Origin of the sequence: Uliginosibacterium aquaticum, from assembly GCF_012972705.2 — a bacterium.
GTDB lineage: Bacteria > Pseudomonadota > Gammaproteobacteria > Burkholderiales > Rhodocyclaceae > Uliginosibacterium > Uliginosibacterium aquaticum.
In genome coordinates, this window is the sequence record NZ_JABCSC020000001.1 from 1,082,526 (window position 1) to 1,108,520 (window position 25,995).

The window sequence follows — 25,995 nt, forward strand, 5'->3', positions numbered from 1 at the left end:
GACGTCTTGACATACGTCCTGTTCATAAATCTTCAGCTACACCAGAGATCGCCCTTGACCCTGTCCGGACAGCTTCGTTGCTGGCCGGTTGCGTACAGCAGGATTGCCCCGCCGTACTTGGTGCTCGATATTGATCCAAATCAAAGCATGCGTTGTGCCAGGATTTTTAACTCATTGAAATTCAAGGGTTGAGTGGTTTTGACAGGCCTTTTCTCAGGCCTTTGATGCACTCGCGGAGGGCGAGGATGCACGCTCTTGAAGCATGGCGCCGCACTCTTTATTTGCTCAGGATCAGGAGCAGCAGGAGCAGGTTGGCGATCAGCGACAGGGCGCACACGAGTTTCAGCAAGGCATGCGGATCGCGCTCCAGCAGCGGGCGCTGGCGTGGCACCGCGAGCGGGCGGTGGGCGCCGCGCTGCAGGGCCAGCAGGAATTCTTCGGCGGTTTCGAAGCGGCGCTCCGGCTCGCGTGCCACGGCTTTCAGCAACACCGATTCGAGCCATTCCGGCAGATCCGGCCGGTAGCGCGTGGGCGGCACCGGGTCGCCAAAGCGTGGATGCTGGAAGGGTTCGATCTCGCCATACGGATACTTGCGGGTGGCGAGTTCGTAGAGCGTGACGCCAACGGCGTACAGATCGCTGGATTCGTTGGCGCGCGGGCGCTCGGCACCTTGCTGGAAGAGCTCCGGCGCCATGTAGGAAGGGGTGCCGGGATTGTTGATCTCGCCGAAGCGTTCGCCTTCGTGCTGGCCATCGGCGGCCGCTACGCCCAGATCGAGGATGCGCAGGCGCCCATCGGCACCCAGGTGCAGATTGTCCGGCTTGATATCGCGATGCACGATGGCCAGCCGATGCAGAGTGGCCAGCCCCTTGAGCAGGCGCTCTCCCGTCTCGGCCACTTCGGTCGCATTGAAGCGGTGGCCGCGGGTGAGGCGCTGTTTGAGGCTCTCCCCTTCGTGCCAGCTCATCAGGTAGTACAGGTGGCTGCGCGAGGGCCGCGAGATCACCTGCGGAAAGGCCGCATCGGTGACCCGGCGGGCAATCCACTCCTCGTGGGCGAGTGCGGCGGCATCCTCCAGGTCGGCACTGGCATGCAGGGTCTTGAGTACGGCGATACCGCCGGCGGGCATGCGCACACGGTAGAGCAGGGTGATGCGTGAGTCGTGCAGCACATCAAGCACCTCCAGCCCGTCCAGGCTTTGCCCCGGTTTGAGGCGCGGCGGCAGCGGCAACTCGCGCAGGCGGGCCAGCGAGTCGCGCAGGGTGTCGCGCGGCAATTCGCTGACACGAATTACCAGGGCCGTGCAGTTGTCCTGTGCGCCACTGTCGACCGCCCCGTCGGCCAGTGCGAAAGCAGCTTCCTGAGCGTCCGGATGGCTTTCGATGAGGCTCTGGATGCGTGCATCGCGCAGCGTGCCCCACACCCCGTCGCTCAGCAGGATGAAGCAGTCGCCCTCGTTCAGCTCGCCTTCGCCGAAGTCGATGGACAGATGCTTGTCGAGGCCAACCGCGCGGGACAGGACGGTCTTCAGCTCCGGGTGCTCCCACACGTGATCCTGGGTCAGGCGGCGCAATTGCCCTTCACGCAGCAGATAGATGCGCGAGTCGCCTACATGCGCCGTGATCCAGCGCCGGCCTCGCAGAACCACCGCCGAGAGCGTGGTGGCCATGCCGGCAGTTTCGCTGCGACGGGCTGACTGCGATACCAGCCAGCGGTTAGCCGCGCCGATCACCTTGTCCAGTGCCTGAGGCACGGCCCAGGTATCCGGCGTGGCGTAGTAATCGCTGAGCAGACTGCGCACGGTGAACTCGGCGGCTTCGCGCCCATTGGCGTGGCCGCCCACGCCGTCCGCGACCACTCCGAGCAGGCCTTTGTTGTCGAGCTCGGCCCCTTCCGGCGTGACGGCGCCGACGAAATCCTCGTTGCGGGCGCGCGGGCCAGTCAGCGAGGCGTGGCCGAGGGAGACGGTAAGGGGCATGGTGGTAGCGTGTGGTGGAGCGAACGTTTTTTTTGCGTGGCATTGGAATACTGGCGTATTCCAATGCCGGCTCAAAGCTACATCGAACGCTGCCGGACCGGACGTATGTGCGTACGGCGAGGCGGCGCGTTCCTCATTCGCAAAGCATGCAGATCTGCAAGCTTGCCCGGATCAGATCTTGGCGGCGACCGCTGCGCCCCAGGTGGTGCGCCAGCGGGTCTTTACACCGGTGAGGCCCAGCAATGCAGCCACCGCGAGACCGATGAAGATCAAGAGCCCCATCTGGTAGCTGCCGGTGTGTTGCTTGGCGTAGCCGAGGCTGGAGGCGAGGTAGAAACCGCCGATGCCGCCGGCCATGCCCACGAGTCCGGTCATGACGCCGATGTCCTTGCGGAAGCGTTGCGGCAGGAGCTGGAATACTGCGCCGTTGCCCATGCCCAGTGCGAGCATGGCAATCGAGATCACGCCAGCGGCGAGCCAGACGTTGCTGATGCCGGCGCTCACGATGGCAAGGAAGATCGCGGCCACGATATAGACGCCGGTGAGCATCTTGATGCCGCCGATGCGGTCTGCGAAGTTGCCGCCCATGGCGCGCGATACGCTGCCGGCAAACACACAGGCCGCGGCGAAGTAGCCAGCGGTCTTGGGGTCCAGGCCGTATTCGCCGTTGAAGAAGATGACCAATGAACTGGCCAGTCCCGAGAAGCCGCCAAAGGTCACCGAGTAGAAGAACATGAACCACCAGGCATCGCGATCAGTCAGTACTTTGGCATAGTCGGCGAGGCGCTTGGGTGGCGGGCTGTTGGGGGCATCCTTGGCGATTGCGCAGTAGATGACGAAGACGATGCCGAGCGGGATCAGGACGAGGCCGAAGACATTGTTCCAGCCTACGGCCATGGCCAGGCCCGGGGCGAACAGGGCGGCCAGCACGGTGCCGGAGTTGCCGGCACCGGCGATGCCCATGGCGGTGCCCTGATGCTCCGGCGGATACCAGCGCGAGGCCAGCGGCAGGGCTACGGCAAACGATGCGCCGGCCACGCCGAGGAAGATAGCCAGCACCAGGATCTGGGTGTAGCTATGGATGCCGAAATACCAGGCACAGCACAGTGCGCCGAGAATGATCAACTGGCCGATCAGGCCGGCTTTCTTGGGCTGGATCTGGTCGACCAGTACGCCCATCACCAAGCGCAGTAGCGCGCCGGCGAGCAGGGGGGTGGCGACCATGAGGCCTTTCTGGGCGGCGCTCAGTTGCAGATCCACGGCGATCTGTACGGCCAGCGGGCCGAGCAGCACCCAGACCATGAAGGCGAGGTCGAAATACAGGAAGGCGGCGAGCAGGGTCGGCGTATGGCCGGCCTTGAGAAAGGATTGCTTGTCCATGGATCTGCTTCTCTCTGTGGGTTGGCTTGAAATTCAGCTACCAGAGATCGCCGTTGATCCTGTACTGCGCGACGTCTTTGTCGTGCAATTGCACGCCCCGGCTTTTTACAGGGCTTGGTGCTTTGTTGAGGGTTTTAAGCAGATCCCGGGCCATTTTTCACAAGAGACTGATTTGATTGGCTTTGATTGGCCGTCTGGGGCGCTGAAAAGGCCTTGAATGGCTGGGCGTGCCCCGTTTGTGGGCGCGCGCTGCCCTGTCTTGAGGCTCGAGCGGGTGTTCGAGGGGCTGAACAACAAAACGCCCGCAGGCTTGCAGGCCGGCGGGCGCTCAAACAACTGCTGGAGGAGGGTCAGGCGGCTTTCCGGACTTGCTTCTGGTACAGGAACTCGATGATCGCAGCCCGGCAGCGGGTGTACTCCGCGTCGTTGGCGAGCGTCAGGCGATTGCGCGGTTTGGCCAGATTCACTTCGAGGATCTCGCCGATGGTGGCGGCCGGGCCGTTGGTGAGCATCACCACGCGGTCGGACAGCAGCACAGCCTCATCCACGTCGTGGGTCACCATCACCACGGTGGCGCCGGTTTTCTGCATTACACCGATCAGTTCGTCCTGCAGGGCGGCACGGGTCAGTGCGTCGAGTGCGCCGAAGGGCTCGTCCATGAGCAGGATTTTGGGTTCCATCGCAAAGGCGCGGGCGATGCCGATGCGCTGCTTCATGCCGCCGGAGATCTCACCGGGGTGTTTGTCTGCTGCATGCGCCATGTGCACCATTTCGATGGCGGCCATGGTGCGGGCCTTGAGTTTGGCTTTGCCTTCCTTCTGGCCAAAGACGCGCTCCACGCCAAGATAGACATTTTCGAAGCAGGTCAGCCAGGGCAGCAGCGAGTGGTTCTGGAACACGACGGCGCGCTCCGGGCCGGGGCCGGCGATTTCGCGTCCGCCACAGATGAGCGCTCCATCGGTGGGCAGGGTGAGGCCGGCGATCAGGTTCAGCAGTGTGGATTTGCCGCAGCCCGAGTGCCCGATCAGCGAGACAACTTCGCCTTCGTTGATCTGCAGGTTGATGTCACGCAGGGCGACGAAAGAGCCTTTCTTGGTTTCGAAGCTCATGCCGACGTTTTCAATCTGTACCAGTGATTTCATGACGGTTCTCCTCAGCTGTTGCTGTCGTAGCTGAATTTCTTGGCGATCTGGATCAGCAACTGCTCCAGCAGCAGGCCGACCAGGCCGATCACGAAGATGGCGATGATGATGTGCTCGACCTTCAGGTTGTTCCATTCGTCCCACACCCAGAAGCCGATGCCGACGCCGCCGGTGAGCATTTCAGCGGCCACGATGACCAGCCAGGCCGTACCGATCGAGAGGCGGATGCCGGTCAGCATGTAGGGCAGAACAGAAGGGAAGAGAATCTTGGTGATGACCTTCCATTCGGAGAGGTTCAGGACCCGGGCCACGTTGAGGTAGTCCTGCGGTACGCGCTGTACGCCTTGAGCGGTGTTGAGGATCATCGGCCAGATGGAACAGATGAAGATGGTCCAGGTGGCGGCCGGGTCGGCCTTCTTGAACACCAGCAGGCCGATCGGCAGCCAGGCCAGCGGGGATACCGGGCGCAGCAGCGAGATGATCGGGTCCAGCGCGGCGCTGAGGAACTTGAAGCGGCCGATCATGAAGCCCAGCGGGATGCCGACGGCGGCGGCAAAGCCAAACCCGATTGCAACGCGCTTGAGCGAGGACAGGATGTTCCAGCCGATACCCTGGTCATTCGGGCCATTGCTGTAAAAAGGATCGGAGAACAGGGTGACGGCGGCATGCCAGACGACTTCCGGTGTCGGAATGCCTTTGTTCTTCATCGAGACGATGGCCCAGATACCGACCAGCAAGGCGAAGCCTAGGATCGGAGGGAGGAGAGCGCGCAAGGCGCGGCCGATTGGCTCGGCGTAGTTTTTAGGCGCCGGCTTGCTCGCGGCGATGGTGGTGGGGGCTGCACTGGTCATGTGATTCTCTGTCGTCCTGGCGGGGCTTGTGGGCTCGGCTGCGGGCGCCGGGTTGCTGCTGTTGGCGGTAAGGCTCAGGCTGGCTGCACTCATGATCGTTACTCCTGATCGGGCGGGGCTGGAGCCCCGCCCGTTGACTGGATTCAGAACGCCCGGTTGTCAGGCCTTGATCTTGAAACTCTCGGCATACTTCTTTGGATCCTTGCCGTCCCACACCACGCCGTCGATGAGTTTCGAGCTGCGCATGTCGGACTTCGGGATCGGCGCCTTGACGATGGCGGCGGCCTGCTTGTAGAGCTCGATCTGGTTGATCTTCTTGGCCACGCCCAGGTAATCCACGTCGCCCTTGAGCAGGCCCCAGCGCTTGTGCTGGGTGAGGAACCACATGCCATCGGAGAGGTAGGGGAAGTTCACCGTGCCGTCGTTGTAGAACTTCATGTAGTTCTTCTCCGACCAGGTCTTGCCGAGGCCGTTTTCATACTGGCCGATCATGCGACTGCGGATGACATCGGTATCGGTGTTGACGTAGGCCTTGGCCGACACGGTTTCCGCCGTCTTGCTGCGGTTGGCTGCGCTGGCGTCGATCCACATCGAGGCTTCGAGAATGGCGCAGATCATGGCGCGCGCCGTGTTCGGATACTTGGCCACGAATTCAGCCGTGGCGCCCAGCACCTTCTCGGGGTGATCGGCCCAGATATCCTGGGTGGTGGTGGCGGTGAAGCCGATCTTGTCAATGATGGCACGCTGGTTCCAGGGCTCGCCCACGCAGTAGCCGTCCATGTTGCCCACGCGCATGTTGGCGACCATCTGCGGCGGCGGCACCACGATGGTCTTCACGTCCTTCATCGGGTTGATGCCCTGAGCGGCCAGCCAGTAGTACAGCCACATGGCATGGGTGCCGGTCGGGAAGGTCTGGGCGAAGGTGTATTCCTTGTCCTTCTTGGCAATCAGCTTGGCCAGCGAGGGGCCATCCACGGCGCCTTTGTCACGCAGTTCGTTCGAAAGCGTGATGGCTTGACCGTTGTGATTCAGGGTCATCAGGATGGCCATGTCCTTCTTCGGCCCGCCGACTCCCAGATGCACGCCGTAGACCAGGCCGTAGAGCACATGTGCTGCATGCAGCTCGCCATTGACCAGCTTGTCGCGAACGCCGGCCCAGGAGGCTTCCTTGGTGGCGTTGATCTTGATGCCGTATTTCTTGTCCAGGCCCAGTACGCTGGCCATGACCACGGAGGAGCAGTCGGTCAGTGGGATGAAGCCGATGTTGACTTCAGTGAGCTCCGGCTTGTCGCTGCCGGCTGCCCATGCGCTGCTGGCGGGAAGCAGACCGCTGGCGGCCACGGCGGCGGCGCTGCTCACGGCAGCACCTTGCTTGAGGAAGCTGCGTCGGCTGAGGTTGGCATCGTATTTCTCCGTCATGATTCTCTCTCCGGGGTAATTGGAAGGGCACCAAAAGAAAACGGCGCCACAGCTCCTTGGCTGCCGACTTGGCAGAAGAGCTGGACGCCGTTGTCCATGCAAGCCATCTTTGGCTCGACTTCAGTGGAGAGTTAGCATGGGGCGTGCCAGATTCCTGGATTCCTTGCGCTACAAGGGCTCGATGTTGATGGAGCGCTTCTTGGGAGTAGCCCGGCAGGAAAAATGACGCACTGCGAATGTGCCGGAATGGCGCCCAGGCACCAGTTTGATCCGAATCAAAAAACCATTTTTATAAAATGGTTTATGCGGAGCGCTTGTGCTACGGCTTCTTTCCCGGCGCTGGGCGGGCCCGTCTTGCTTGTCGGGCAGGGAAGGCAGGGCGAGGGTCGGGTTCAGCCGAGCAGCAGATCTGCTGCCGAGATGATCTGCTCTGCCACTTCGCCGATCTTGCGGCCGCGCTCCATCGCCAGCTTGCGCAGGGCGTGATAGGCCTCGTCTTCGCTCATGTTGCGGGATTTCATGAGGATGCCCTTGGCGCGATCGACCAGGGTGCGTTCGGAAAGTTTGCGCTGGGCTTCATCGCGCTCCTGGCGCAAGGCCAGGTATTCCTCGAAACGCAGGGTGGCAACCTTGAGCAGGCTTTGCAGGCGCTCGGGGGCTAGGCCATCCACTACATAGGAAGAGACGCCGGCACGCATGGCCTGGCGAATGACGTCGTCCGCATCGTCTTCGGCAAACATCAGCACCGGGCGTGGCATCTTGCGGTCCAGCACGGCGAGGTTCTCTAGCGTGTCGCGGCTGGGGGATTCGGTATTGATCAGTACTACGTCGGGCTGCAGCTGCTGCACCCGGTCGTGGAGTTCGATTGCATCGGGCAGTACCGCTGCGACCATATGGCCGGCGCGGGTCAGACCCTCGCAGATCTCCAGGGCGCGTTCCTGGATTTCGTCGATGACGAGTATCTTGAGCATGTTGGGGCAGGGCTGTTTTCAGTGTTATGAGCGAAGTATTACGCAAGAACGGTTGCGTATGGAAAGCCGCTTGAAGCCTCCTTTCAGTATGGTCTTTGGGCGCGGCTGGCGAAATGACGGGTTCGCTTGCCCTGAAAGCCTTTTTGCACTAGTATTGCGGGTTCCCTTGCTCCACCGGTACGCATGCCGGGGAGCTGTTTTCAACCCGTAAGGAGTCCGCATGCGACACTACGAAATTGTTTTTATCGTCCATCCGGATCAGAGCGAGCAGGTGCCCGCAATGATCGAGCGCTACAAGTCCGTCGTGGCTTCGCGCAATGGACAGATCCATCGTCTGGAAGACTGGGGCCGCCGTCAGCTGGCTTACCCGATCCAGAAGATCCACAAGGCTCACTATGTTCTGATGAACATCGAAGTGGATCAGCCGACCCTCGACGAAATCGAGCACGCGTTCAAGTTCAACGACGCCGTGCTGCGTCACCTCACCATCAAGATGAAGAAGGCTGTTACGACTCCTTCGCCGATGATGAAGGAAGAGAAGTCCCGTTCGCTGACCCCGGCTGCCGCTGAAGAAGCCAAGCCCGAGGCTGCTCAACCGGAAGCCTGAGCGGAGTGAGCGGGGAGAACACGGTTCGTATCTCCGGAGTCCTGGTCGCAAAAGAAGCTATGCGATGGACGCCTGCCCGGGTACCGGTGCTGGAATTGCGCATCGAACATCAGAGCCGGCAGATGGAAGCCGGTGCGGAACGTGAAGTCTCCTGCGAACTCAGTGTCAGGGCTGTCGGCCCCGCAGCACAGCAGATCGAAGTGGTAGCACCGGGCAGCAGAATCGCCATCGAAGGCTTTCTCGCTGCCAAGAGCGCCCGAAATCGGGCTCCGGTACTGCACATCAGAACATTTGAATTGTTGGAAGGAAATTAATCATGGCATTCAGGCCCAAGAAAGACGAAAAGAAGGGTGGCAATCGCGGCGGTGGCTTGTTCAAGCGTCGCAAGTTCTGCCGTTTCTCCGCCGAGAAGATTGAAGAGATCGATTACAAGGACACCGAAATCCTGAAGGATTTCGTGACCGAGCACGGCAAGATCATGCCGGCACGCATCACCGGCACCAAGTCCGGCTACCAGCGTCAGCTGTCTACCGCGATCAAGCGCGCCCGTTTCCTGGCGCTGCTGCCTTACACTGACCTGCACCAGTAATCCGGGGGACTCACGATGCAAATCATTCTGCTTGAAAAAGTCGTCAACCTCGGCAACCTGGGCGATGTCGTCAACGTCAAGGAAGGTTACGCTCGTAACTTCCTGATCCCGAGCGGCCGTGCCAAGCGCGCGACTGCTGCCAGCCTGGCCGAGTTCGAAGCTCGCCGTGCTGAACTGGAAAAGATTGCCGCTGAAAAGCTGGCAGGTGCTCAAGCCGCAGCCGCCAAGGTGGAAGGTGTGACCGTTCAGATCGTCCGCAAGGCCGGCGTGGATGGTCGTCTGTTCGGTTCCGTCAGCACTGGCGATATCGCTGAAGCGCTGGTGGCACTGGGCCACCCGGTCGAGAAGGCTGGCGTTCGCCTGCCGAATGGCGCCATCAAGCTCGTGGGCGACCACGCGATTGAAGTGGCTCTGCACACCGACGTGGTGGTTCCGGTTACGGTTTCCGTGCTGGGCGAACACTGATATTGGCGCCCATCAGGGCGCTGTATCAAAGGAAAGGGCCGCGAAATCGCGGCCCTTTTTGTTTGTGGTGATCCGAATTGTGTAGGGTCGGGGTCCACAAAAAAGGGCCGCCACAGCGACCCTTCGGGACAGGTGCCGGTAACGCTCAGCGCGTGTGCTGCACCACGAAGTCTTTAACCTTCTGCACATCCACAGGCATTTCTTCCACGCGCTGCGGCAGGGCTTCGATGTTCTGCATGCTGGCCGGGCGCCAGGGTTTCTCGCCCAGCGCTTCGATGATGGTCTCTTCGAATTTCGCGGGCAGGGCGGTTTCCAGTACGATGGTCGGGATGTCGGCGTCGCGGTGCTCCAGTGCCACCTTGATGCCGTCGGCCGTGTGGGTGTCGATCATCAGGCCGTAATCCTTGTACACGCGGCGGATCGTGGCGAGGCGGTCGGCGTGGCTGGAAGAACCCGAGACGAAGCCGAACTCATCCATGCGTGCCCAGTACGGCGTAGCGGAGAGATCGAAGTAGCCACCGGAATCCACGGCTTTCCACAGTTCGGCCACCACCTTCGGATCGCGGCCGACGAGATCGAAGATGAAGCGCTCGAAGTTCGAGGCCTTGGAGATGTCCATCGACGGGCTGGAGGTGACCTTTACGTCGGCGGTCTTGCGCGGCTTGTAGGCGCCGGTGCGGAAGAACTCGTCGAGCACGTTGTTTTCGTTGGTGGCGAGGATCAGCTTGCGGATCGGCAGGCCCATCATGCGCGCGATGTGGCCGGCGCAGATGTTGCCGAAGTTGCCCGAAGGCACCGCGAAATTTACTTCCTGATCGTTGCTGGTCGTCGCGGCGAGGTAACCCTTGAAGTAGTAGATGACCTGCGCGGCCACGCGGCCCCAGTTGATCGAATTCACTGCGCCGATCTTGTACTTGGCCTTGAAATCCAGATCGTTGGACACGGCTTTGACGATGTCCTGCGCGTCGTCGAACATGCCATGCACGGCGATGTTGAAGATGTTCGCATCCTGCAGCGAGTACATCTGGGCGCGCTGGAAGGCGCTCATGTTCTCGCGCGGCGAGAGCATGAAAACGCGCACGCCTTTCTTGCCGCGCATCGCGTATTCAGCCGCCGAACCGGTGTCGCCCGAGGTCGCACCGAGGATGTTGATCTCCTCACCGCGCTTCGCGAGCACGTACTCGAACAGGTTGCCGAGCAACTGCATCGCCATGTCCTTGAAGGCCAGGGTCGGGCCGTTCGAGAGCTCCTGGAGGTAGAGATTGTTCTCCAGCTTGCGCAGCGGCGTGATCTGCTTGGCGTCAGAGTCCGGGCGGCCGTTGCAGTAAACCTGCTCCGTGTAGGTCTTGGCGGTCAGCGCACGCAAGTCGTCCGCCGGAATGTCGGTGGCGAACTTCGACAGGATCGTGAAAGCCAGCTCCGCGTAACTCATGCCACGCATGGCGCTGAGCTCGGCGTCGGTAACTTGTGGATATTCGGCCGGCAGCGACAGGCCGCCGTCCTGCATCAAACCTCCGAGCAGGATGTCGGAGAAGCCGAGTTGCGGCGACTGGCCGCGGGTGGAGATGTATTGCATGGTTGCGGGATTCCCGTGCCCGGGCGCCGTGGCGCCCGGCTATGCGCTTAGTTGAGTTCTTCCAGACGGATCTTGGTGACCTTGCCGACGACAGTGGCGAGATCTTCGATGCGCGTAATCGCCGCATTGACCTGGCCTTCGATGGCAACGTGCGTCAGCAGGATGATGTCGGTCTGCGATTCGCCTTCGCCCGGTTCTTTTTGCAGCATGGCGTCGATGGAGATCGCGCCGTCGGCGAGGATGCGGGTGATGTCGGCGAGCACGCCGGTTTTGTCTTCCACGCGCATGCGCAGGTAGTAGGCGGTCTGGACTTCTTCGATCGGCAGAATCGGCAGGTCGACCAGCTGGTCAGCCTGGAAGGCCAGTGCCGGCACGCGGTGCTCGACGCTGGCGGTAGCCAGACGGGTGACGTCCACGAGGTCAGCGATCACGGCCGAAGCGGTCGGCTCGGCGCCGGCGCCCTTGCCGTAGTACAGCGTCGCGCCCACGGCGTCGGCCTGCACCAGCACAGCGTTCATCGCGCCTTCCACGTTGGCGATCAAGCGCTTGGTGGGGATCAGGGTCGGGTGCACACGCAGCTCGATGCCGGCGTCGCGGCGGCGTGCAATGCCCAGCAGCTTGATGCGGTAACCGAGCTGTTCGGCATACTTGATGTCGGTGGCTTCGAGTTTGGTGATGCCTTCGATATAGGCCTTGTCAAACTGCACCGGGATGCCGAAGGCCATGGCAGACATCAATGTGATCTTGTGTGCAGCGTCCACGCCTTCGATGTCGAAGGTCGGGTCGGCTTCGGCATAGCCGAGGGCTTGCGCCTGCTTGAGTACGTCGGCGAAGGGCAGGCCCTTGTCGCGCATCTCGGACAGGATGAAGTTGGTGGTGCCATTGATGATGCCGGCGATCCATTCGATGCGGTTGGCAGACAAGCCTTCGCGCAGCGCCTTGATGATCGGGATGCCTCCGGCGACGGCGGCTTCGAAGGCCACGGTCACACCCTTGGCCTGTGCGGCGGCGAAGATTTCCTTGCCATGCACGGCGAGCAGGGCCTTGTTGGCGGTGACGACGTGTTTGCCGTTTTCGATGGCGGCAAGGACCAGATCTTTAGCGATGGTATAGCCGCCGATTAGTTCGACGACGATGTCGATTTCCGGGTCGCGGACCAACTCGAAGGCATCGGCTGTGATGCGCGCGGCACCGCCGGTGACTTTTGCAGCGAGCTCCGTGTTGCGGTCAGCCACGGCGGTGATGCGGATCGGGCGGCCGGCGCGACGGGTGATTTCCTCCGCGTTACGGGAGAGGACAGTCCAGGTGCCGCCGCCTACGGTGCCAATGCCCAGCAGGCCTACATTCATCGGTTTCATACGCGCTGTTTCTTGAAGTTGAACGAGGTGATTACGAAGCCTTCGCGAAAATAGAAGCGGTGCGCTTGCTGGCGCTGCGTGCCGGAGTCCAGCACCAGCGCCTCGGCGCCGCGCTGCTGCGCTTCCATTTCAAGCTGGGCAATGAGGGATTTTCCCACGCCTTGGGAGCGTAGTGCTGCATCGGTGACCAGATCATCGATGTAAAACTTGATGCCGTCGAAGGTGTTCTCGTGCCAGCGCCATACCGCCAGGCCGCAAACGGCTTCGCCACGTATGGCCAGGGTCATGCGTGCTCCGCCGGCAAATACGCGCCGCATCTTGGCGGCGTAATCAGCAGGCAGGGCCGGGCGTAGCTGACGATGGATGCTTTCCGCGCGGGCGAGCCAGACAGGTTCTGTCACGTCTCCGGCGTCGTCGCAGACATTTATTAGAGAGAGTGGCGCGTGCCCGGTCATGCGGCTCAGCGACCGTGGCGTTTGCGGTAAGCATCGAGAAAGCGGGCGATCCTGCTCATGACCTCAGTGAGATCGTCCGAGTTCGGCAGGAAGACCACGCGGATGCGGTCCGGCGTCGCCCAGTTGAAGCCGGTGCCCTGCACCATCAGTACGCGCTCGGCTTCGAGCATTTCGAGCACAAATTGCTGGTCGTCCACGATCGGATAGAGCTTCGGATCGAAGCGCGGGAACATGTACAGCGCGCCCTTGGGCTTGACGACGCTGACGCCGGGCATCGAACTCAGTGCCTCGTAAGCGATGTCGCGCTGACGGGTGAGTCGTCCGGTGGGTTTGACCAGATCATTGATCGACTGATAGCCGCCCAGTGCAGTCTGGATGCCGAACTGAGCCGGCACATTAGCGCACAGGCGCATCGTTGCCAGGATGTTGAGGCCTTCGATGTAATCGCTGGCATTGCGCTTGTCGCCGGAGACGACCATCCAGCCGGCGCGGTAACCGCAGGCGCGGTAGTTCTTGGAGAGGCCATTGAAAGTGAGGAACAGCACATCATCGGCCAGTGAGGCCATCGAGGTGTGCGTCACGCCGTCATAGAGCACCTTGTCGTAGATCTCGTCGGAGCAGACGATCAGGTTGTGCTGACGGGCGAGTTCAATGATTTCGCGCAGCACATCGTCCGGATACACGGCGCCGGTCGGGTTGTTCGGGTTGATGACGACGATGGCTTTGGTGCGCTTGGTGATCTTGGCCTTGATGTCGTCAATGGCCGGCAGCCAGCCGTTATCCGGATCGCACAGGTAATGGCGGGCCTTGCCACCGGACAGATTCACCGCTGCGGTCCATAGCGGGTAATCCGGTGCCGGCACCAGCACTTCGTCGTCGTTGTTCAACAGGGCCTGCATGGCCATCACGATCAGTTCGGAGGCGCCATTGCCGATGTAGATGTCGTCGACATGCACATTGGCAATCTTCTTCTCCTGCGTGTAATGCATGATCGCCTTGCGTGCCGGGAAGATCCCCTTGGAGTCGACATAGCCCGCCGCATTGCCCATGTTGCGGATCATGTCCTGGGTGATTTCCTCGGGCGCTTCGAAGCCGAAAGCCGCCGGATTGCCGGTGTTCAGCTTGATGATGCGATGGCCTTCTTCCTCCATCTGGCGCGCGCGCTCCAGTACCGGGCCACGGATTTCATAACAGACGTTGGCGAGCTTGTCGGACTTGGCGATCGAGCGGGCCACGGCACGGGCGGCGGCTTCCGAAGCCCCAGGGGTTTCGTTGGTCGCGACGTGCAGGGTGTGGCCGTGTTTCATGATCGGAGCTCCGGTAGGCGGGGCAACTGCCCCTTGAACCCTCTATGATAGCGAATCCCTGCCAATCCCCGAAGGGGCGCGGCCCGCCGGAATGGCCCGGTATTCCTGCCGATACACTTGTTTCCATGAAGCTCAATCGCGAAGCCGCCAGCGGCATCCTTCTTGTCGACGCCCACGACCCTCAATCCATTACCGTGCGGGGCGTGGCCTGGTCGCACAGTCTGTTGATCACGCCCGATGGGGTGCAGGCCTGGGCTGTTGCCGGTTTTGCTGCGCTGGATGCCGCGAGCCTGGCTGCTGCCTGTGCGCTGCAGCCCGCTGTGCTGTTGATCGGCACTGGAGTGCGTCAGCGCTTCCCCGCGCCGGCCGTGTTGCGCCCGTTGATTGAGGCGCGTATCGGCTTTGAAATCATGGATACCGGGGCGGCCTGTCGCACCTACAACCTGCTCGCCAGCGAGGGGCGGCGAGTGGCCGCAGCCTTGATTCTGGAAGTCGCTGCCTGAGTAATCAAGGGCTTGCGAAGCCGGCTGGCCGGGCTGTTGCGAGGGGCTGGAAATGCCGATACGCTGCACCTGAATGCTCGATTTCCTCATAAGCGGAGCACATAAAAACATGAGTCTGTCAGCCCCCGACATCAGCCTGCCGGCAACCGGTGGAGCCCCCGTTTCGCTGGCCGCCCTGGCCGGACAGAAAATCGTTGTGTACTTCTACCCCAAGGACAACACGCCCGGCTGCACCACCGAAGGTATCGACTTTGCGCGCCAGCATGCCGAGTTCGCAGCTGCGGGAGCGGTGGTGTTCGGTGTTTCGCGCGACAGCGTGAAGTCCCACGATGGCTTCAAGTGCAAGTTCGAGTTCCCGTTCGAGTTGCTCTCGGATGCAGACGAAAAGCTCTGCGAAGCCTTCGGCGTGATCAAGATGAAGAATATGTATGGCAAGCAGGTGCGCGGTATCGAGCGCAGCACCTTCGTATTCGACGCGGCAGGCCAACTGGCGCGTGAATGGCGTGGCGTGAAGGTGGATGGCCACGTGCAGGAAGTTCTGGAGTTCGTTCGCTCTCTTTAAACGTTATTAGGCGGCTTGCCGCCTGCTGGACCCTTCCTTCGACTCTCGAAAGCAGACATGGCCACCCGTAAAAAAGCAGTTACGCCGCCACCCACCAAGCTGTTTGTTCTCGACACCAACGTGCTGATGCACGATCCGACCAGTCTCTACCGCTTCGAGGAGCACGATGTTTTCGTGCCGATGATGACCCTCGAGGAACTGGACAATAACAAGAAGGGCATGTCCGAAGTCTCGCGCAACGCGCGCCAGGCCAGCCGGACCATGGATGAGGTGGTCACGACCTGTGAGCATCACATCGAGCAGGGCATCCCGTTACAGGAGCCCTCGCGGGGCCAGGCTTCCGGGCGCCTTTACCTGCAGACCGAGGCGATTGACTCCACGCTGCCCGCCTCGGTGCCGACTGCCAAGGCGGATAACCAGATTCTCGCCGTGGTCATGTACCTCACCGAGAAGCGCAAGGATCGCCATGTGATCCTGGTGTCGAAAGACATCAACATGCGCATCAAGGCCCGTGCGCTGGGGCTGGAGGCGCAGGATTACTTCAACGACAAGGTGCTGGAGGATACGGATCTCCTCTACACCGGGATGCGCGAGTTGCCGCCGGATTTCTGGGAAACTCACGGTAAGGACATGTCTTCCTGGAAGGAAGCCGGGCGGACCTATTACAAGATCCGTGGCCCACTCTGCGCTGAGCTGGTCATCAACGAACTGGTTTTTCAGGAAGGCGAAAAGCCGTTGTACGCCATCGTGAAGCAGAAGGATGGCCCGGTCGTGGTGCTGGAGTCGCTGATTGACTTCACCCACCAGAAAAACAACGTCTGGGGCATCGTAGCGCGCAACCGTGAGCAGAACTTCGCCTTGAACCTGCTGATGAACCCGGAGGTCGATTTTGTTTCGTTGCTCGGCCAGGCCGGCACCGGCAAGACCCTGCTGACACTCGCGTCAGCCCTGACTCAGGTGCTTGAAACCAAGCGCTACGCCGAAATCATCATGACCCGGGTGACCGTGCCGGTCGGTGAAGATATCGGCTTCCTGCCCGGTACAGAGGAAGAGAAGATGGCGCCGTGGATGGGGGCGTTGGAAGATAACCTCGAAGTGCTTAACGGCAGCCCGGATGATGGTGGTTATGGTGGTGAGTGGGGGCGGCAAACCACGCGCGACCTGATTCGTACCCGGATCAAGGTGAAGTCGCTCAACTTCATGCGCGGGCGCACCTTCCTGAACAAATTTTTGATCATCGATGAGGCGCAGAACCTGACCTCAAAGCAGATGAAGACCCTGATCACGCGTGCGGGCCCTGGTACCAAGGTTGTCTGCCTGGGCAATATTGCGCAGATCGACACACCCTACCTGACCGAAGGTAGTTCAGGCCTGACCTACGTGGTCGATCGTTTCAAGGGCTGGGAACACAGCGGTCACATTACCTTGCAGCGTGGCGAGCGCTCGCGTTTGGCCGATTACGCGGCTGAAACCCTCTGAAACCGGCGTATGCGGGCCGCCGCTTTGTTTTTGAGCAAAGCGGCGGCCTTGTTTTACGGCGCGGATTTCCCTGTCAGCGGAAATCCGTCACGGTTTACAGTCTCTTTCTGCTGAGGTTATAGTCCGGTCCATGCGAAACCTGCCCAAACGTCTTGTCGTGTTGTCCCTGCTGCTGGTCACTGCCGTGGCCAGTGCACAGGAGGCCGCGCCTGCTGCCCAGGGCGAGCAAGGTGCTGTCGGCAGCCTGATCGACAAGGGTTTCGGTTATCTGGGCATCAAATATCGCTTGGGAGGCACTGGTCCCGAAGTGGGTGGTTTTGATTGCAGCGGCTTGGTGCGCAAGGTGTTTGGTGATGCGCTGGGCCTCAATCTGCCCCGGACGGCGGCTGAAATGGCCCGCATTGGCGACAAGGTTGGCGCTCAGGATCTCAAACCGGGCGATCTGGTGTTTTTCAACACCATGCGCCGCGCGTTTTCGCACGTCGGCATCTACGTGGGGGATAACAAGTTCCTCCACTCTCCGTCGAAAGGTGGCGTGGTGCGCGTCGAGGAGATCGACAGCAGTTACTGGATGAAGCGCTTCAATGGTGCGCGCCGTCTGGTGCCTGAAGCCCAGGCCGCTCCGTTGGCCCCGCCGCCCTTGCTGGCAGCTCCGCCTCTGGAGCGTTGATTCCTACCCCGTTCTGTATAAAGGCCATCCTTGCGATGGCCTTTGTGTTTTTCAGCGCAGGGACTTGAAGGGGCGGACGAAAGCTCCACCGGCACGGATCCAGCCCGGCAGTTTGGCGAGACCGTTCTGGGCAGCAGTGGCATCAGGATAGCTGCCGTAGATCACCCCGATGGTCTGGCGTGGGTCGTTCTTGACGACGTAGAGGCGTAGTTCGCTCACGTCGATGGCTTTGGCTGCGGCCGGAATGAAGTTCTCCAGCGTGGAGGCATTGGAGGCCGGGATCGAGCGCAGCTGGATGAACCACTGTTTGTCACTGATCTGTTGCATGTCGGCACGTGAGGCCTGCAGGCGCTCGCGGGCGAGCACACCAAGCTGTTCCGGAATCGGGGCGAAGCGTTCTGTGTCAGTGTTTGAGGCGCTGTTTGACGGAGTATTCGTGATGAGCGCCACCGCTGGGTTGGAACGGGCGGTGAGTGCTGCAGTGGCAGTCTTGGCCGGCGGGCTTGTCGTGCTGGCTGCGCTGCTGTCTGTAGATTGCGTGCTTGCCGGTGTCGAGGCGCTTGCTTCTGGTGTAGTGGTCGGGCTGCCTGGCACGCGTTGCTGCCACAGGTAGCCGGCGCCTGCCAAGGCGATCAGCAGCAGGGCTGCCAGGCCGATCTGGCTAATGCGTTGCCAAGGAATGGGGGCATGGTAGTCCGCGTCGCGCAAGGCGGCTTCGGCGTGGCGTTGGTTCAGGGTGTGGGTGTTGTCGGCGAAGGCCGCCAGCAGGGTTTTGTCGGCGAGAATGTTGATGCGCCGGGTGAGGCCTCGCGAGGCATGCACGATCAGGTTAAGCACCTTGTCGCCGAAAAGCTCGGGGCCGCGGTAGCCCGCGGCACGCAGGCGGAAATCGAGGTAGTCACGGGTTTGCTGCCGATCCAGTGGCTGCAGGCGAAAACTCTGGGTGATGCGTTCGCGCAGAGAGCGCATGGGTCGTTCGGCCAGGATCGCATCCAGTTCGGGCTGGCCGAAGAGCACGATCTGCAGCAGCTTGCGCGTGCTGGTTTCGAGGTTCGAGAGCAGGCGGACCTGGTCCAGGGATTCGCGCGGCATGGCGTGCGCTTCGTCGATGATGGCGAGTACGCGCCGGCCTTCGGCATATAGCGTGATCAGACGACGCTCGATCTGGCGCAGCAGGCTGTGGCCTTCTTGCGCTTCGACCTGCAGTTCGTGCGCCACAGTGGCGATCAGTTCGCTCGGGCTGAGGCTAGGGTTGGCGATGTAGATCACCAGCGTGTCGGTGGGCAGGCGGTCGATCAGCATGCGACACAGCATGGTCTTGCCGGTACCGACTTCTCCGCTCACGCGGATGATGCCTTCATCATTGCTGACTGCGAATAGCAGCGCTTCGAGTAGCGGTCCCCGCTGAGCGCCGGTGTAGAAGTGTTCGGTTTGCGGTGTGATCCGGAACGGGGGGTGACTGAGTCCGAAATGTTCGCGATACATGGCGGCTATCCCTGGCTGGAGGATTCGTTGGCCGGCGCTTGGCTGGCGTAGCGCGCGAGGGTGTCGATGCGGCTGTAGAGGGTTGAGCGATTCAGGCCCAGCAGGCGTGCGGCCTGGCTCATGTTGCCGTGGGCCAGTTGCAGGGCGGCGGCAATCCAGTCGCTTTCCACGCGGCGTAGCTCTTCATCGAGAGATACGCTGCCACAAGCCTGCAGGCGGGCGAGCAGGGCAGCCTGCTCGGCTGGGGCTGCCATGACGGCTGGTGAGGGGCTGGCTGGTTGGCTGTCGGGGTCGGATTCGAACTCGGCTTCTAATTGGGCTGCGCTGATTGCGAGGCCGGCATGGCGGCTGAGTAGGCGCGCGACGATGTTGCGCAGCTCGCGTACATTGCCAGGGAAGTCGTAGCCAAGCCAGGCCGTGCGGGCGCTAGGCGTCAGCGAGCATGGCGGCACTTGCAGCTGGTGAGCGTAATCGTGCACATAGTGCTCAAAGAGCGCTAGGCGATCTTCGCCGAGACTGCGTAAGGGCGGCATTACCAGGCGCAGAACGGAGAGCCGGTGGTAAAGATCCGCCCGGAAGCGGCCGGCACGTACCTCGCCACGCAGATCGCGATTGGTGGCGGCAATGATCCGGGCGCCGGTATGGCGGCGCTGGGTTTCGCCAAGACGCTGGTATTCGCCGGACTCAAGCACGCGTAAAAGCTTGGGTTGCAAGTCCAGCGGTAGCTCGCCGATTTCGTCAAGAAACAGTGTGCCTTCACGCGCCTCCTCGAAGCAGCCTGCTTGAGCACCGACTGCACCGGTAAAGGCGCCACGTGCATGGCCGAACAGGGTGGCTTCGATCAGGCCAGGAGAGATGGCGGCGCAGTTCAGGGCCACGAAGGGTTTGTCGTGGTGGCGAGCCAGTTCGTGCAGGGCCCTTGCGGCGATTTCCTTGCCGGTGCCTGATTCGCCTTCGATCAAGACTGGAAATGGCGTGGTGGCGCTGCGTTGCAGCTCTGCGCGCACAATCTGCAACGCGGGGTGGGTGCCGCGAATGCGCTGCAGGGCCAGCGGTTGCTGGCGCTCAGCCTCTTCTTGTCGGCGTAGCTGCAAAGCGCGTTGCAAGGCTTGACGCAACTGGTCCGGGCTGGCGGGTTTTGCTATGAACTCGAGGGCGCCGAGGGCGCGGGCATGACGAGCGTGAGCCTCTTCGTCCTGTCCCGAGAGCACAATGATTTTGCACAGGGGGTCGCTGGCTAGAAGTTCGCCGATCAGTGCGAGGCCCTCGTCTGCGCGGTGCGGGTGCGGGGGGAGTCCCAGATCAAGTAGAGCCAGCGCCGGAGGCTTGCCGGCGGCAAGGATTTGCCGTCGCGCGTCGCTGCGGCTTTCGGCAATGCACAGATCGAAATCGGTGGCCAGAATGTAAGCGAGCGAGCTGCGAATCAGCGGATCGTCATCAACGAGCAGCAGGCTTGGGCGCGGAGCAGTGGCTGCAGGCATGCAGTGGCGGCAATCTGGATGGTGAACAGGGTTGTGTCCAGTGTAGCGTATTCGATCGCCCTGACCGGCGGCGAGCTTGAGGGTGGATGCTCTGAGGCCTGTCACCCTTGAGCCCGCATTGGTGAGCTTTTGCAGATTTTGACTTACATACATGCACGGATGTATGTATATTAAGTCCTCGTTTTCATATCGCGAGAAAGCGGATTCCTAGTCATGGGTGTGCGCTGCCGCGCAAACGTGACGTGCTAAAATCCGCTTCCCCCGCTGAGCCCCCGACAGCAGCCGATACTTTGAACACACAGAGCAAAACTCCTTCTTTGGTTGAAGTGCGCGATCTGCGCTTTGGATATGGCGACCGTGACGTGCTGCAAGGCGTGAATCTGGTCGTGCCGCGTGGCAAGGTGGTGGCCATCATGGGCGGATCCGGCTGTGGCAAGACCACACTGATGCGTCTGATCGGTGGGCAGCTCAAACCGCGTGGAGGTGAGCTCAAGGTGTGTGGTCAGAGCGTGCCGGCGCTGGATCGAGAGGGGCTGTACGCCTTGCGCCGACGCATGAGCATGCTGTTCCAGTTCGGCGCCTTGTTCACCGACATGTCGGTGTTCGACAACGTGGCTTTTCCGATGCGCGAGCATACGGCTTTGTCCGAGCCGATTGTTCGTGATCTGGTTCTGATGAAGTTGCATGCGGTCGGTCTGCGTGGCGCAGCACAGTTGTTGCCCAGTGAACTTTCCGGTGGTATGGCCCGGCGCGTGGCGCTGGCGCGGGCCATTGCACTGGACCCAGAGCTGATGATGTACGACGAGCCTTTCGCCGGGCTGGATCCGATTTCGCTGGGCGTGATCGGTCAGCTGATCCGCAAGCTCAATGATGCGCTGGGGGCGAGTTCGATTGTGGTGACCCACGATGTGCATGAGTCCCTGCAGATCGTCGATTACATCTACTTCCTGTCTGAAGGCAAGGTTGTGGCTGAAGGGACGCCGGATGAAATCCGCGCCTCTACCGATCCCTGGGTGCATCAGTTCGTGTGGGGTGAGGCGGATGGTCCGGTGCCCTTCCAGGTGGCGGCCGAGCCCTATGAAACTGCCTTGCTGGGGGTGAGCCGTGCTTGAGTCTGTGTTGTCTGTATTGCAGGGCATTGGTGCGCGCACCACGGCCGCTGTGTGGCACCTGGGTTTCGCCACTCGATTTTTCGTAGCAGTCTTGCTGGCTTCCGGAACGAGTTTCAGGCGTATCCATCTGACTCTGCGCGAGGTTTATTTTTCCGGCGTGCTGTCGCTGGTGATCATCATGGTGTCCGGCCTTTTCGTCGGCATGGTGCTGGGTTTGCAGGGGTATGACACATTGGCGCGCTACGGCTCTGAAGAGGCGCTGGGTGTGCTGGTGGCCTTGTCATTGGTACGCGAATTGGGGCCGGTGGTTGCAGGCCTGTTGTTTGCCAGTCGTGCCGGCTCGGCGATTACGGCCGAAATTGGTCTGATGAAAGCCACCGAGCAGCTCGACGCGATGGACATGATGGCGGTGAACCCGATTGCGCGCGTGGTGGCTCCCCGGTTCTGGGGCGGCGTGATATCGATGCCTTTGCTGGCTGCACTGTTCTCGGCAATGGGAGTGCTGGGCGGCTACATTGTGGGAGTCGTGCTGATCGGCACGGATACCGGCAGTTTCTGGGGCCAAATGCAGGCCTCGGTTGATTTCAAGCGTGACATCCTGAACGGCGTGGTGAAAAGCGTGGTGTTCGGGGTGGCGGTGTCCTGGGTGGCAGTGTTCGAGGGCTATGACTCGGATGCCACGGCAGAGGGCGTTTCGCGCGCAACCACGCGTACCGTGGTGACCTCCTCGCTGGCCATTCTCGGGCTGGATTTCATTTTGACCTCTCTCATGTTCAGGGGCTGACGGATATGAAGCGCACTACCATCGACATTTGGGTGGGTATTTTTGTGGTGATCGGGTTTGGAGCCTTGCTGTTTCTGGCGATGCGGGTAGGTAACCTGGGCGGCAGCAAGCTGCGCGATCCCTACGAGCTGCAGGCCAAGTTCGACAATATCGGCGGCCTCAAGGTCCGTGCTCCGGTCAAGAGTGCCGGGGTAGTGGTTGGCCGGGTGGAGAAGATCGTGCTTGATTCGCAGACCTATCAGGCCAACGTGACCATGCAGATGGATGCGCGCTACGCCTTCCCGCAGGACACTTTCGCGACGATCAACACTTCTGGCCTGCTGGGTGAGCAGTACATCGGCCTCGAGCCGGGCGGTGATGAAAAGACGCTGGCTGCTGGCGAGGTGATCAAGAAAACCCAGTCTGCTGTCGTGCTTGAAAAACTGATCAGTCAGTTCATGTTCAGTACGGCCGAAGGCTCTTCCGTCAAAGCCGGTAATTGAGGTCTGCTGAAGTGAGTCCCCGCAGTCTGCTTTCGCTTTGTTTGTTGGTACTGCTCGCTTTGAGTGGCTGTGCCAGCACGAGTGGTCATCCCGATGATCCGTGGGAGGGCATGAATCGCAAGGTTCAGACTTTCAACGACAATCTCGATGACTACGCCGCCAAACCCGTAGCCGAGGTTTACAGAGCCAGCGTGCCCTTGCCCACGCGTACCAACGTGAGCAATTTCTTCGGTAATCTCGAAGACGTGTGGATCGGGGTGAATAACCTGCTGCAAGGCAAGCCGAGGGATGGTTTGACTGATTTGAGCCGTTTTGCCGTTAACTCCACGATCGGCATCATTGGTTTCTTTGACGTGGCGACCGAGCTGGGCCTGGAGAAGCATGACGAGGATTTTGGTCAGACTCTCGGGCGCTGGGGGGTTCCGAGTGGCCCCTATCTTGTTTTGCCGCTGGTTGGCCCCAGTTCAGTACGTGATGCCGGTGGTTTCGTGGTGGACAAGCTGGCGAACTATCCCGACTACTTCATCGAAAGCGTGCCGATGCGTAATGCCGGCTACGTAACCAAGTTTGTTGATACGCGTACGCGTCTGCTCGGTGCGGAGTCCGTGCTGGAAGACGCTGCGCTTGATAAATACAACTACCTCAGAGGTTTTTATCTGCAGCGCCGCAAGAGCCAGATTTACGATGGCCGGCCGCCGCGTGAAGACGATGACTACCGCTGAGCCACTTCCCTCAAGGAGTAGAGAATGAAACTGATCAAGTTCCTGTCGAGTCTGTTGCTGTCGGTTTTTGCCCTCCAGGCCGTGGCGCAGGAGGCGCCGGACGCGCTGGCCAAGCGTGTGATGAACGAAGTGCTGGAGATCGTGCGTACTGACAAGTCCATCCAGTCGGGTGATCAGAAGCGCATTTTCGAGCTGGTGGATGCCAAGGTGCTGCCGCATTTCGATTTTCGTCACATGACAGCACTGGCCATGGGGCGCGAGTGGCGGAATGCTTCTGCCGAACAGAAAGAAGCAATGACGGCGGAATTCAAGATCCTGCTGGTGCGCAGCTATTCGAATGCGCTGGCCCAGTACAAGAATCAGACCATCGATTTCAAGCCGATCCGCATGCAGGCCGCGGATAGCGATGTGATCGTGCGTACCGAGGTCAAGCAGGCCGGCACCAAACCGGTGTCGATCGATTACCAGATGGAAAAACTGGCCGAAGGCTGGAAGGTTTACGACGTGATGGTGGCCGGGGTGAGTCTGGTGACCAATTATCGCGAAACATTCGCGCAGGAGATCAAGGCTGGTGGTATCGACGGCCTGATCAAGAGCCTGAAGACCAAGAACGCTCAAGCCGAGGTGGTCAAGAAGTGATTTCCGAACGCGACGGTCAGCTCTTCATCACGGGGGCCATGAATCAGCAGACAGTGCCGGAGCTGCAGCCGGAGGGCGAGCTGCTGGTCGTGCAGGCCGATCGCGTGGTGAATCTTGCGGGGATCGAAGCCGTGGATTCGTCCGCGGTTGCCGTGCTGCTGAGCTGGAAGCGGGCTGCACTGGCAGCTGGCAAGCAGCTGTCTATTGTGTCGGCCCCGGCGGCATTTGTCAGCCTTGCCAGCCTGTATGGCGTAACGCCCTTCCTTTTTCCTGAACTTTCCGCCGACGGTAGCCGCACCAGTGTCCAGCATTGATTCTCCCGCCATCCAGGTATGCGGGGCAGTCAAGCAGTTTGGCTCGCTGCAGGCGCTGGCTGGTGTAGACCTCGAAATCCGGCAAGGTGAGTTCTTCGGTCTGCTGGGGCCTAATGGTGCCGGTAAGACCACCCTCATCTCCGCGCTCGCTGGTTTGCAGCGCCTCACTGCAGGTTCGATCCGGGTGATGGGGCATGACGTGGTGAGTGACTACCGTGCCGCACGCAGCAGCCTCGGTGTGGTGCCGCAGGAGCTGGTTTTCGATCCTTTCTTCTCGGTGCGCGAGTTGTTGCGCATCCAGTCCGGCTATTTCGGCATCCGTCGCAATGATGACTGGATCGACGAGCTGCTTGCCAGTCTGGACCTCACCAGCAAAGCCGATACCAACATGCGCCAGCTCTCTGGCGGCATGAAGCGCCGGGTGCTGGTGGCCCAGGCACTGGTGCACAAACCTCCGGTGATTGTGCTCGATGAGCCCACGGCCGGCGTCGATGTGGAATTGCGGCAGACCCTGTGGGTCTTCATCCGCAAGCTCAACGAGGCGGGCCACACCATCGTGTTGACCACGCACTACCTGGAAGAGGCTGAAGAGTTGTGCGGGCGGATAGCCATGCTCAAGGCTGGGCGTGTCATCGCGCTTGATACCACGCCGAACATTCTTGCCCGTGTCAGCCACCATGCCCTCAAGCTCCGGGTAGCAGGACTTGATTGCCTGCCGGCTGCGCTGCAGACACAGGGTGCGGTGTTGCAGGACGGTATGCTGCAGATTCCCTTCGAGCGCCATGCGCAGATAGAAAGCTTGCTGGCGGCGGTTCGTGAAGCCGGGGCCGGGATTCTGGAGGTTGAAGTCGCGCGTCCCGATCTGGAGCAGGCCTTCGTCGAAATCATGAATGCGGAGGTCACGGCATGATCGCCTTCCGTACCCTGCTTTACAAAGAAACATTGAGGTTCTGGAAAGTCAGTTTCCAGACCGTGGGGGCGCCAGTACTCACCTCGGTGCTCTATCTGATGATTTTTGGTCATGTGCTCGAAGGCCGTCTGCAGCCCTTCGATGGCGTCAGCTATACCAGCTTCCTGGTTCCGGGACTGGTGATGATGAGTGTGCTGCAGAACGCGTTTGCCAACAGTTCGTCCTCGCTGATCCAGAGCAAGATCACCGGCAACATCGTGTTTGTGTTGCTGCCGCCGATCTCCTGGCTAGAGTTCTATGCCGCTTACGTCATTGCTTCCATCGTCCGCGGCGTGGTGGTGGGCGGTGGGGTATGGCTGGCGTCGCTGTTTTTCAGCTGGACCGGAGTGGCGCATCCTCTGTGGGCACTGGCTTTCGTGGTGCTGGGCGCGGCCTTGCTGGGCACGCTGGGTGTTGTCGGCGGGATATGGGCGGACAAGTTCGATCAGCTCGCGGCCTTCCAGAACTTCTTGATCATGCCGCTGACCATGCTTTCCGGAGTGTTCTATTCCATCAACTCGCTGCCGCCCTTCTGGCAGGCATTGTCGCACTTCAACCCGTTCTTCTTCATGATCGATGGTTTCCGCTATGGCGTTTTCGGCGTCTCCGACGCGTCGCCCTGGTTGAGCCTTGCCATCGTGAGCGCCGCGCTGCTGGTGCTGGCCGGGATGTGTCTGAACATGCTGCAGCGTGGTTACAAACTGAGAGGTTGAAT

Annotated in this window: 29 protein-coding genes; 17 read left to right on the forward strand and 12 right to left on the reverse strand. The window is 61.0% G+C overall.

The annotated features are described in order from the left end of the window. Window positions 1-277: 277 nt before the first annotated feature. Both HJ583_RS04895 and HJ583_RS04900 read right to left on the reverse strand, forming a co-directional pair. The gene (locus tag HJ583_RS04895; RefSeq protein ID WP_170020882.1) at window positions 278-1,978 is read right to left on the reverse strand and encodes a bifunctional protein-serine/threonine kinase/phosphatase; all 1,701 of its coding nucleotides are present in this window, start codon (window positions 1,976-1,978) and stop codon (window positions 278-280) included. A 171-nt stretch (window positions 1,979-2,149) separates the two neighbouring features. Continuing rightward, the gene (locus HJ583_RS04900; protein WP_101941252.1) at window positions 2,150-3,358 is read right to left on the reverse strand and encodes a nitrate/nitrite transporter; all 1,209 of its coding nucleotides are present in this window, start codon (window positions 3,356-3,358) and stop codon (window positions 2,150-2,152) included. Here HJ583_RS04900 and HJ583_RS04905 point away from each other — a divergent pair. Continuing rightward, entirely contained in the window at window positions 3,357-3,575 is a 219-nt protein-coding gene (locus HJ583_RS04905; protein WP_170020883.1) for a hypothetical protein, read from the forward strand. The two genes, HJ583_RS04900 and HJ583_RS04905, sit on opposite strands and share 2 nt — an antisense overlap. Window positions 3,576-3,708: 133 nt before the next feature. Here HJ583_RS04905 and HJ583_RS04910 read toward each other — a convergent pair whose 3' ends face one another. From HJ583_RS04910 to HJ583_RS04925, 4 genes are all read right to left on the reverse strand, one after another. Beyond that, entirely contained in the window at window positions 3,709-4,500 is a 792-nt protein-coding gene (locus HJ583_RS04910; RefSeq protein ID WP_101941250.1) for an ABC transporter ATP-binding protein, read from the reverse strand. 11 nt (window positions 4,501-4,511) lie between these two features. After that, window positions 4,512-5,444, reverse strand: coding sequence for a nitrate ABC transporter permease (gene ntrB, locus HJ583_RS04915; protein ID WP_170020884.1), 933 nt, complete (start codon window positions 5,442-5,444; stop codon window positions 4,512-4,514). 66 nt (window positions 5,445-5,510) lie between these two features. Beyond that, window positions 5,511-6,770, reverse strand: coding sequence for a CmpA/NrtA family ABC transporter substrate-binding protein (locus HJ583_RS04920; protein WP_170020885.1), 1,260 nt, complete (start codon window positions 6,768-6,770; stop codon window positions 5,511-5,513). A 392-nt stretch (window positions 6,771-7,162) separates the two neighbouring features. Next, window positions 7,163-7,741, reverse strand: coding sequence for an ANTAR domain-containing response regulator (locus HJ583_RS04925; RefSeq protein ID WP_101941247.1), 579 nt, complete (start codon window positions 7,739-7,741; stop codon window positions 7,163-7,165). 220 nt (window positions 7,742-7,961) lie between these two features. On the opposite strand from HJ583_RS04925, the gene rpsF reads away from it, so the two are divergent. Genes rpsF through rplI form a run of 4 tightly spaced genes read left to right on the forward strand, consistent with a single transcriptional unit; the run spans window position 7,962 to window position 9,402 of the window. Then, window positions 7,962-8,348, forward strand: a complete 387-nt coding sequence (gene rpsF / locus HJ583_RS04930; RefSeq protein WP_101941246.1) for a 30S ribosomal protein S6 — start codon at window positions 7,962-7,964, stop codon at window positions 8,346-8,348. A gap of 5 nt (window positions 8,349-8,353) precedes the next feature. After that, on the forward strand, window positions 8,354-8,662 hold the full coding sequence (gene priB, locus HJ583_RS04935; protein WP_408058166.1) for a primosomal replication protein N: 309 nt from the start codon (window positions 8,354-8,356) through the stop codon (window positions 8,660-8,662). Window positions 8,663-8,664: 2 nt separating this feature from the next. Next, complete coding sequence (gene rpsR, locus HJ583_RS04940; RefSeq protein ID WP_101941244.1) at window positions 8,665-8,937, forward strand: 30S ribosomal protein S18; 273 nt, start codon at window positions 8,665-8,667, stop codon at window positions 8,935-8,937. A gap of 15 nt (window positions 8,938-8,952) precedes the next feature. After that, entirely contained in the window at window positions 8,953-9,402 is a 450-nt protein-coding gene (rplI, locus tag HJ583_RS04945; protein ID WP_170020886.1) for a 50S ribosomal protein L9, read from the forward strand. A gap of 145 nt (window positions 9,403-9,547) precedes the next feature. Here rplI and thrC read toward each other — a convergent pair whose 3' ends face one another. Genes thrC through HJ583_RS04965 form a run of 4 tightly spaced genes read right to left on the reverse strand, consistent with a single transcriptional unit; the run spans window position 9,548 to window position 14,098 of the window. Next, a complete protein-coding gene (gene thrC, locus HJ583_RS04950) occupies window positions 9,548-10,978 on the reverse strand; it encodes a threonine synthase (protein ID WP_170020887.1) in 1,431 nt (476 codons plus the stop codon). A 47-nt stretch (window positions 10,979-11,025) separates the two neighbouring features. Next, window positions 11,026-12,336 (reverse strand): homoserine dehydrogenase, encoded by a 1,311-nt coding sequence (locus HJ583_RS04955; RefSeq protein WP_170020888.1) that lies wholly within the window; start codon window positions 12,334-12,336, stop codon window positions 11,026-11,028. Then, window positions 12,333-12,737, reverse strand: coding sequence for a GNAT family N-acetyltransferase (locus HJ583_RS04960; protein ID WP_328824827.1), 405 nt, complete (start codon window positions 12,735-12,737; stop codon window positions 12,333-12,335). Before HJ583_RS04960 ends, HJ583_RS04955 begins: the two co-directional genes overlap by 4 nt. 59 nt (window positions 12,738-12,796) lie before the next feature. Then, entirely contained in the window at window positions 12,797-14,098 is a 1,302-nt protein-coding gene (locus tag HJ583_RS04965; protein WP_170020890.1) for a pyridoxal phosphate-dependent aminotransferase, read from the reverse strand. A gap of 125 nt (window positions 14,099-14,223) precedes the next feature. Here HJ583_RS04965 and HJ583_RS04970 point away from each other — a divergent pair, with 125 nt between their 5' ends. The 4 genes from HJ583_RS04970 (at window position 14,224) to HJ583_RS04985 (ending at window position 17,312) form a co-directional block, all read left to right on the forward strand. Next, window positions 14,224-14,601 carry an Mth938-like domain-containing protein gene (locus HJ583_RS04970; RefSeq protein ID WP_170020891.1) on the forward strand — a complete coding sequence of 126 codons (378 nt, stop codon included), beginning with the start codon at window positions 14,224-14,226 and terminating at the stop codon, window positions 14,599-14,601. Between the two features lie 109 nt (window positions 14,602-14,710). Next, window positions 14,711-15,163, forward strand: coding sequence for a peroxiredoxin (locus HJ583_RS04975; RefSeq protein ID WP_170020892.1), 453 nt, complete (start codon window positions 14,711-14,713; stop codon window positions 15,161-15,163). A gap of 57 nt (window positions 15,164-15,220) precedes the next feature. After that, window positions 15,221-16,642, forward strand: a complete 1,422-nt coding sequence (locus HJ583_RS04980; protein WP_170020893.1) for a PhoH family protein — start codon at window positions 15,221-15,223, stop codon at window positions 16,640-16,642. 130 nt (window positions 16,643-16,772) lie between these two features. Beyond that, window positions 16,773-17,312 carry a C40 family peptidase gene (locus HJ583_RS04985; RefSeq protein WP_101941236.1) on the forward strand — a complete coding sequence of 180 codons (540 nt, stop codon included), beginning with the start codon at window positions 16,773-16,775 and terminating at the stop codon, window positions 17,310-17,312. Window positions 17,313-17,363: 51 nt separating this feature from the next. Here HJ583_RS04985 and HJ583_RS04990 read toward each other — a convergent pair whose 3' ends face one another. After that, window positions 17,364-18,797, reverse strand: coding sequence for an ExeA family protein (locus tag HJ583_RS04990; RefSeq protein ID WP_170020894.1), 1,434 nt, complete (start codon window positions 18,795-18,797; stop codon window positions 17,364-17,366). 5 nt (window positions 18,798-18,802) lie between these two features. Further along, the gene (locus HJ583_RS04995) at window positions 18,803-20,278 is read right to left on the reverse strand and encodes a sigma-54-dependent transcriptional regulator (RefSeq protein WP_170020895.1); all 1,476 of its coding nucleotides are present in this window, start codon (window positions 20,276-20,278) and stop codon (window positions 18,803-18,805) included. 290 nt (window positions 20,279-20,568) lie between these two features. On the opposite strand from HJ583_RS04995, the gene HJ583_RS05000 reads away from it, so the two are divergent. From HJ583_RS05000 to HJ583_RS05035, 8 genes are read left to right on the forward strand one after another with little or no spacing between them, the layout of a single operon-like run. Further along, the gene (locus HJ583_RS05000) at window positions 20,569-21,390 is read left to right on the forward strand and encodes an ABC transporter ATP-binding protein (RefSeq protein ID WP_170020896.1); all 822 of its coding nucleotides are present in this window, start codon (window positions 20,569-20,571) and stop codon (window positions 21,388-21,390) included. Between the two features lie 7 nt (window positions 21,391-21,397). Then, complete coding sequence (mlaE, locus tag HJ583_RS05005) at window positions 21,398-22,174, forward strand: lipid asymmetry maintenance ABC transporter permease subunit MlaE (RefSeq protein ID WP_217423258.1); 777 nt, start codon at window positions 21,398-21,400, stop codon at window positions 22,172-22,174. 5 nt (window positions 22,175-22,179) lie between these two features. Then, complete coding sequence (gene mlaD, locus HJ583_RS05010) at window positions 22,180-22,656, forward strand: outer membrane lipid asymmetry maintenance protein MlaD (protein ID WP_101941231.1); 477 nt, start codon at window positions 22,180-22,182, stop codon at window positions 22,654-22,656. Between the two features lie 11 nt (window positions 22,657-22,667). Beyond that, a complete protein-coding gene (locus tag HJ583_RS05015) occupies window positions 22,668-23,378 on the forward strand; it encodes an MlaA family lipoprotein (RefSeq protein ID WP_328824828.1) in 711 nt (236 codons plus the stop codon). A 24-nt stretch (window positions 23,379-23,402) separates the two neighbouring features. Continuing rightward, complete coding sequence (locus HJ583_RS05020; protein WP_170020898.1) at window positions 23,403-24,017, forward strand: MlaC/ttg2D family ABC transporter substrate-binding protein; 615 nt, start codon at window positions 23,403-23,405, stop codon at window positions 24,015-24,017. Then, the gene (locus HJ583_RS05025) at window positions 24,014-24,331 is read left to right on the forward strand and encodes an STAS domain-containing protein (RefSeq protein WP_217423259.1); all 318 of its coding nucleotides are present in this window, start codon (window positions 24,014-24,016) and stop codon (window positions 24,329-24,331) included. Before HJ583_RS05020 ends, HJ583_RS05025 begins: the two co-directional genes overlap by 4 nt. Next, window positions 24,327-25,241, forward strand: coding sequence for an ABC transporter ATP-binding protein (locus tag HJ583_RS05030; protein WP_101941668.1), 915 nt, complete (start codon window positions 24,327-24,329; stop codon window positions 25,239-25,241). Before HJ583_RS05025 ends, HJ583_RS05030 begins: the two co-directional genes overlap by 5 nt. Then, a complete protein-coding gene (locus tag HJ583_RS05035; RefSeq protein ID WP_101941227.1) occupies window positions 25,238-25,993 on the forward strand; it encodes an ABC transporter permease in 756 nt (251 codons plus the stop codon). Before HJ583_RS05030 ends, HJ583_RS05035 begins: the two co-directional genes overlap by 4 nt. Window positions 25,994-25,995: the final 2 nt, after the last annotated feature.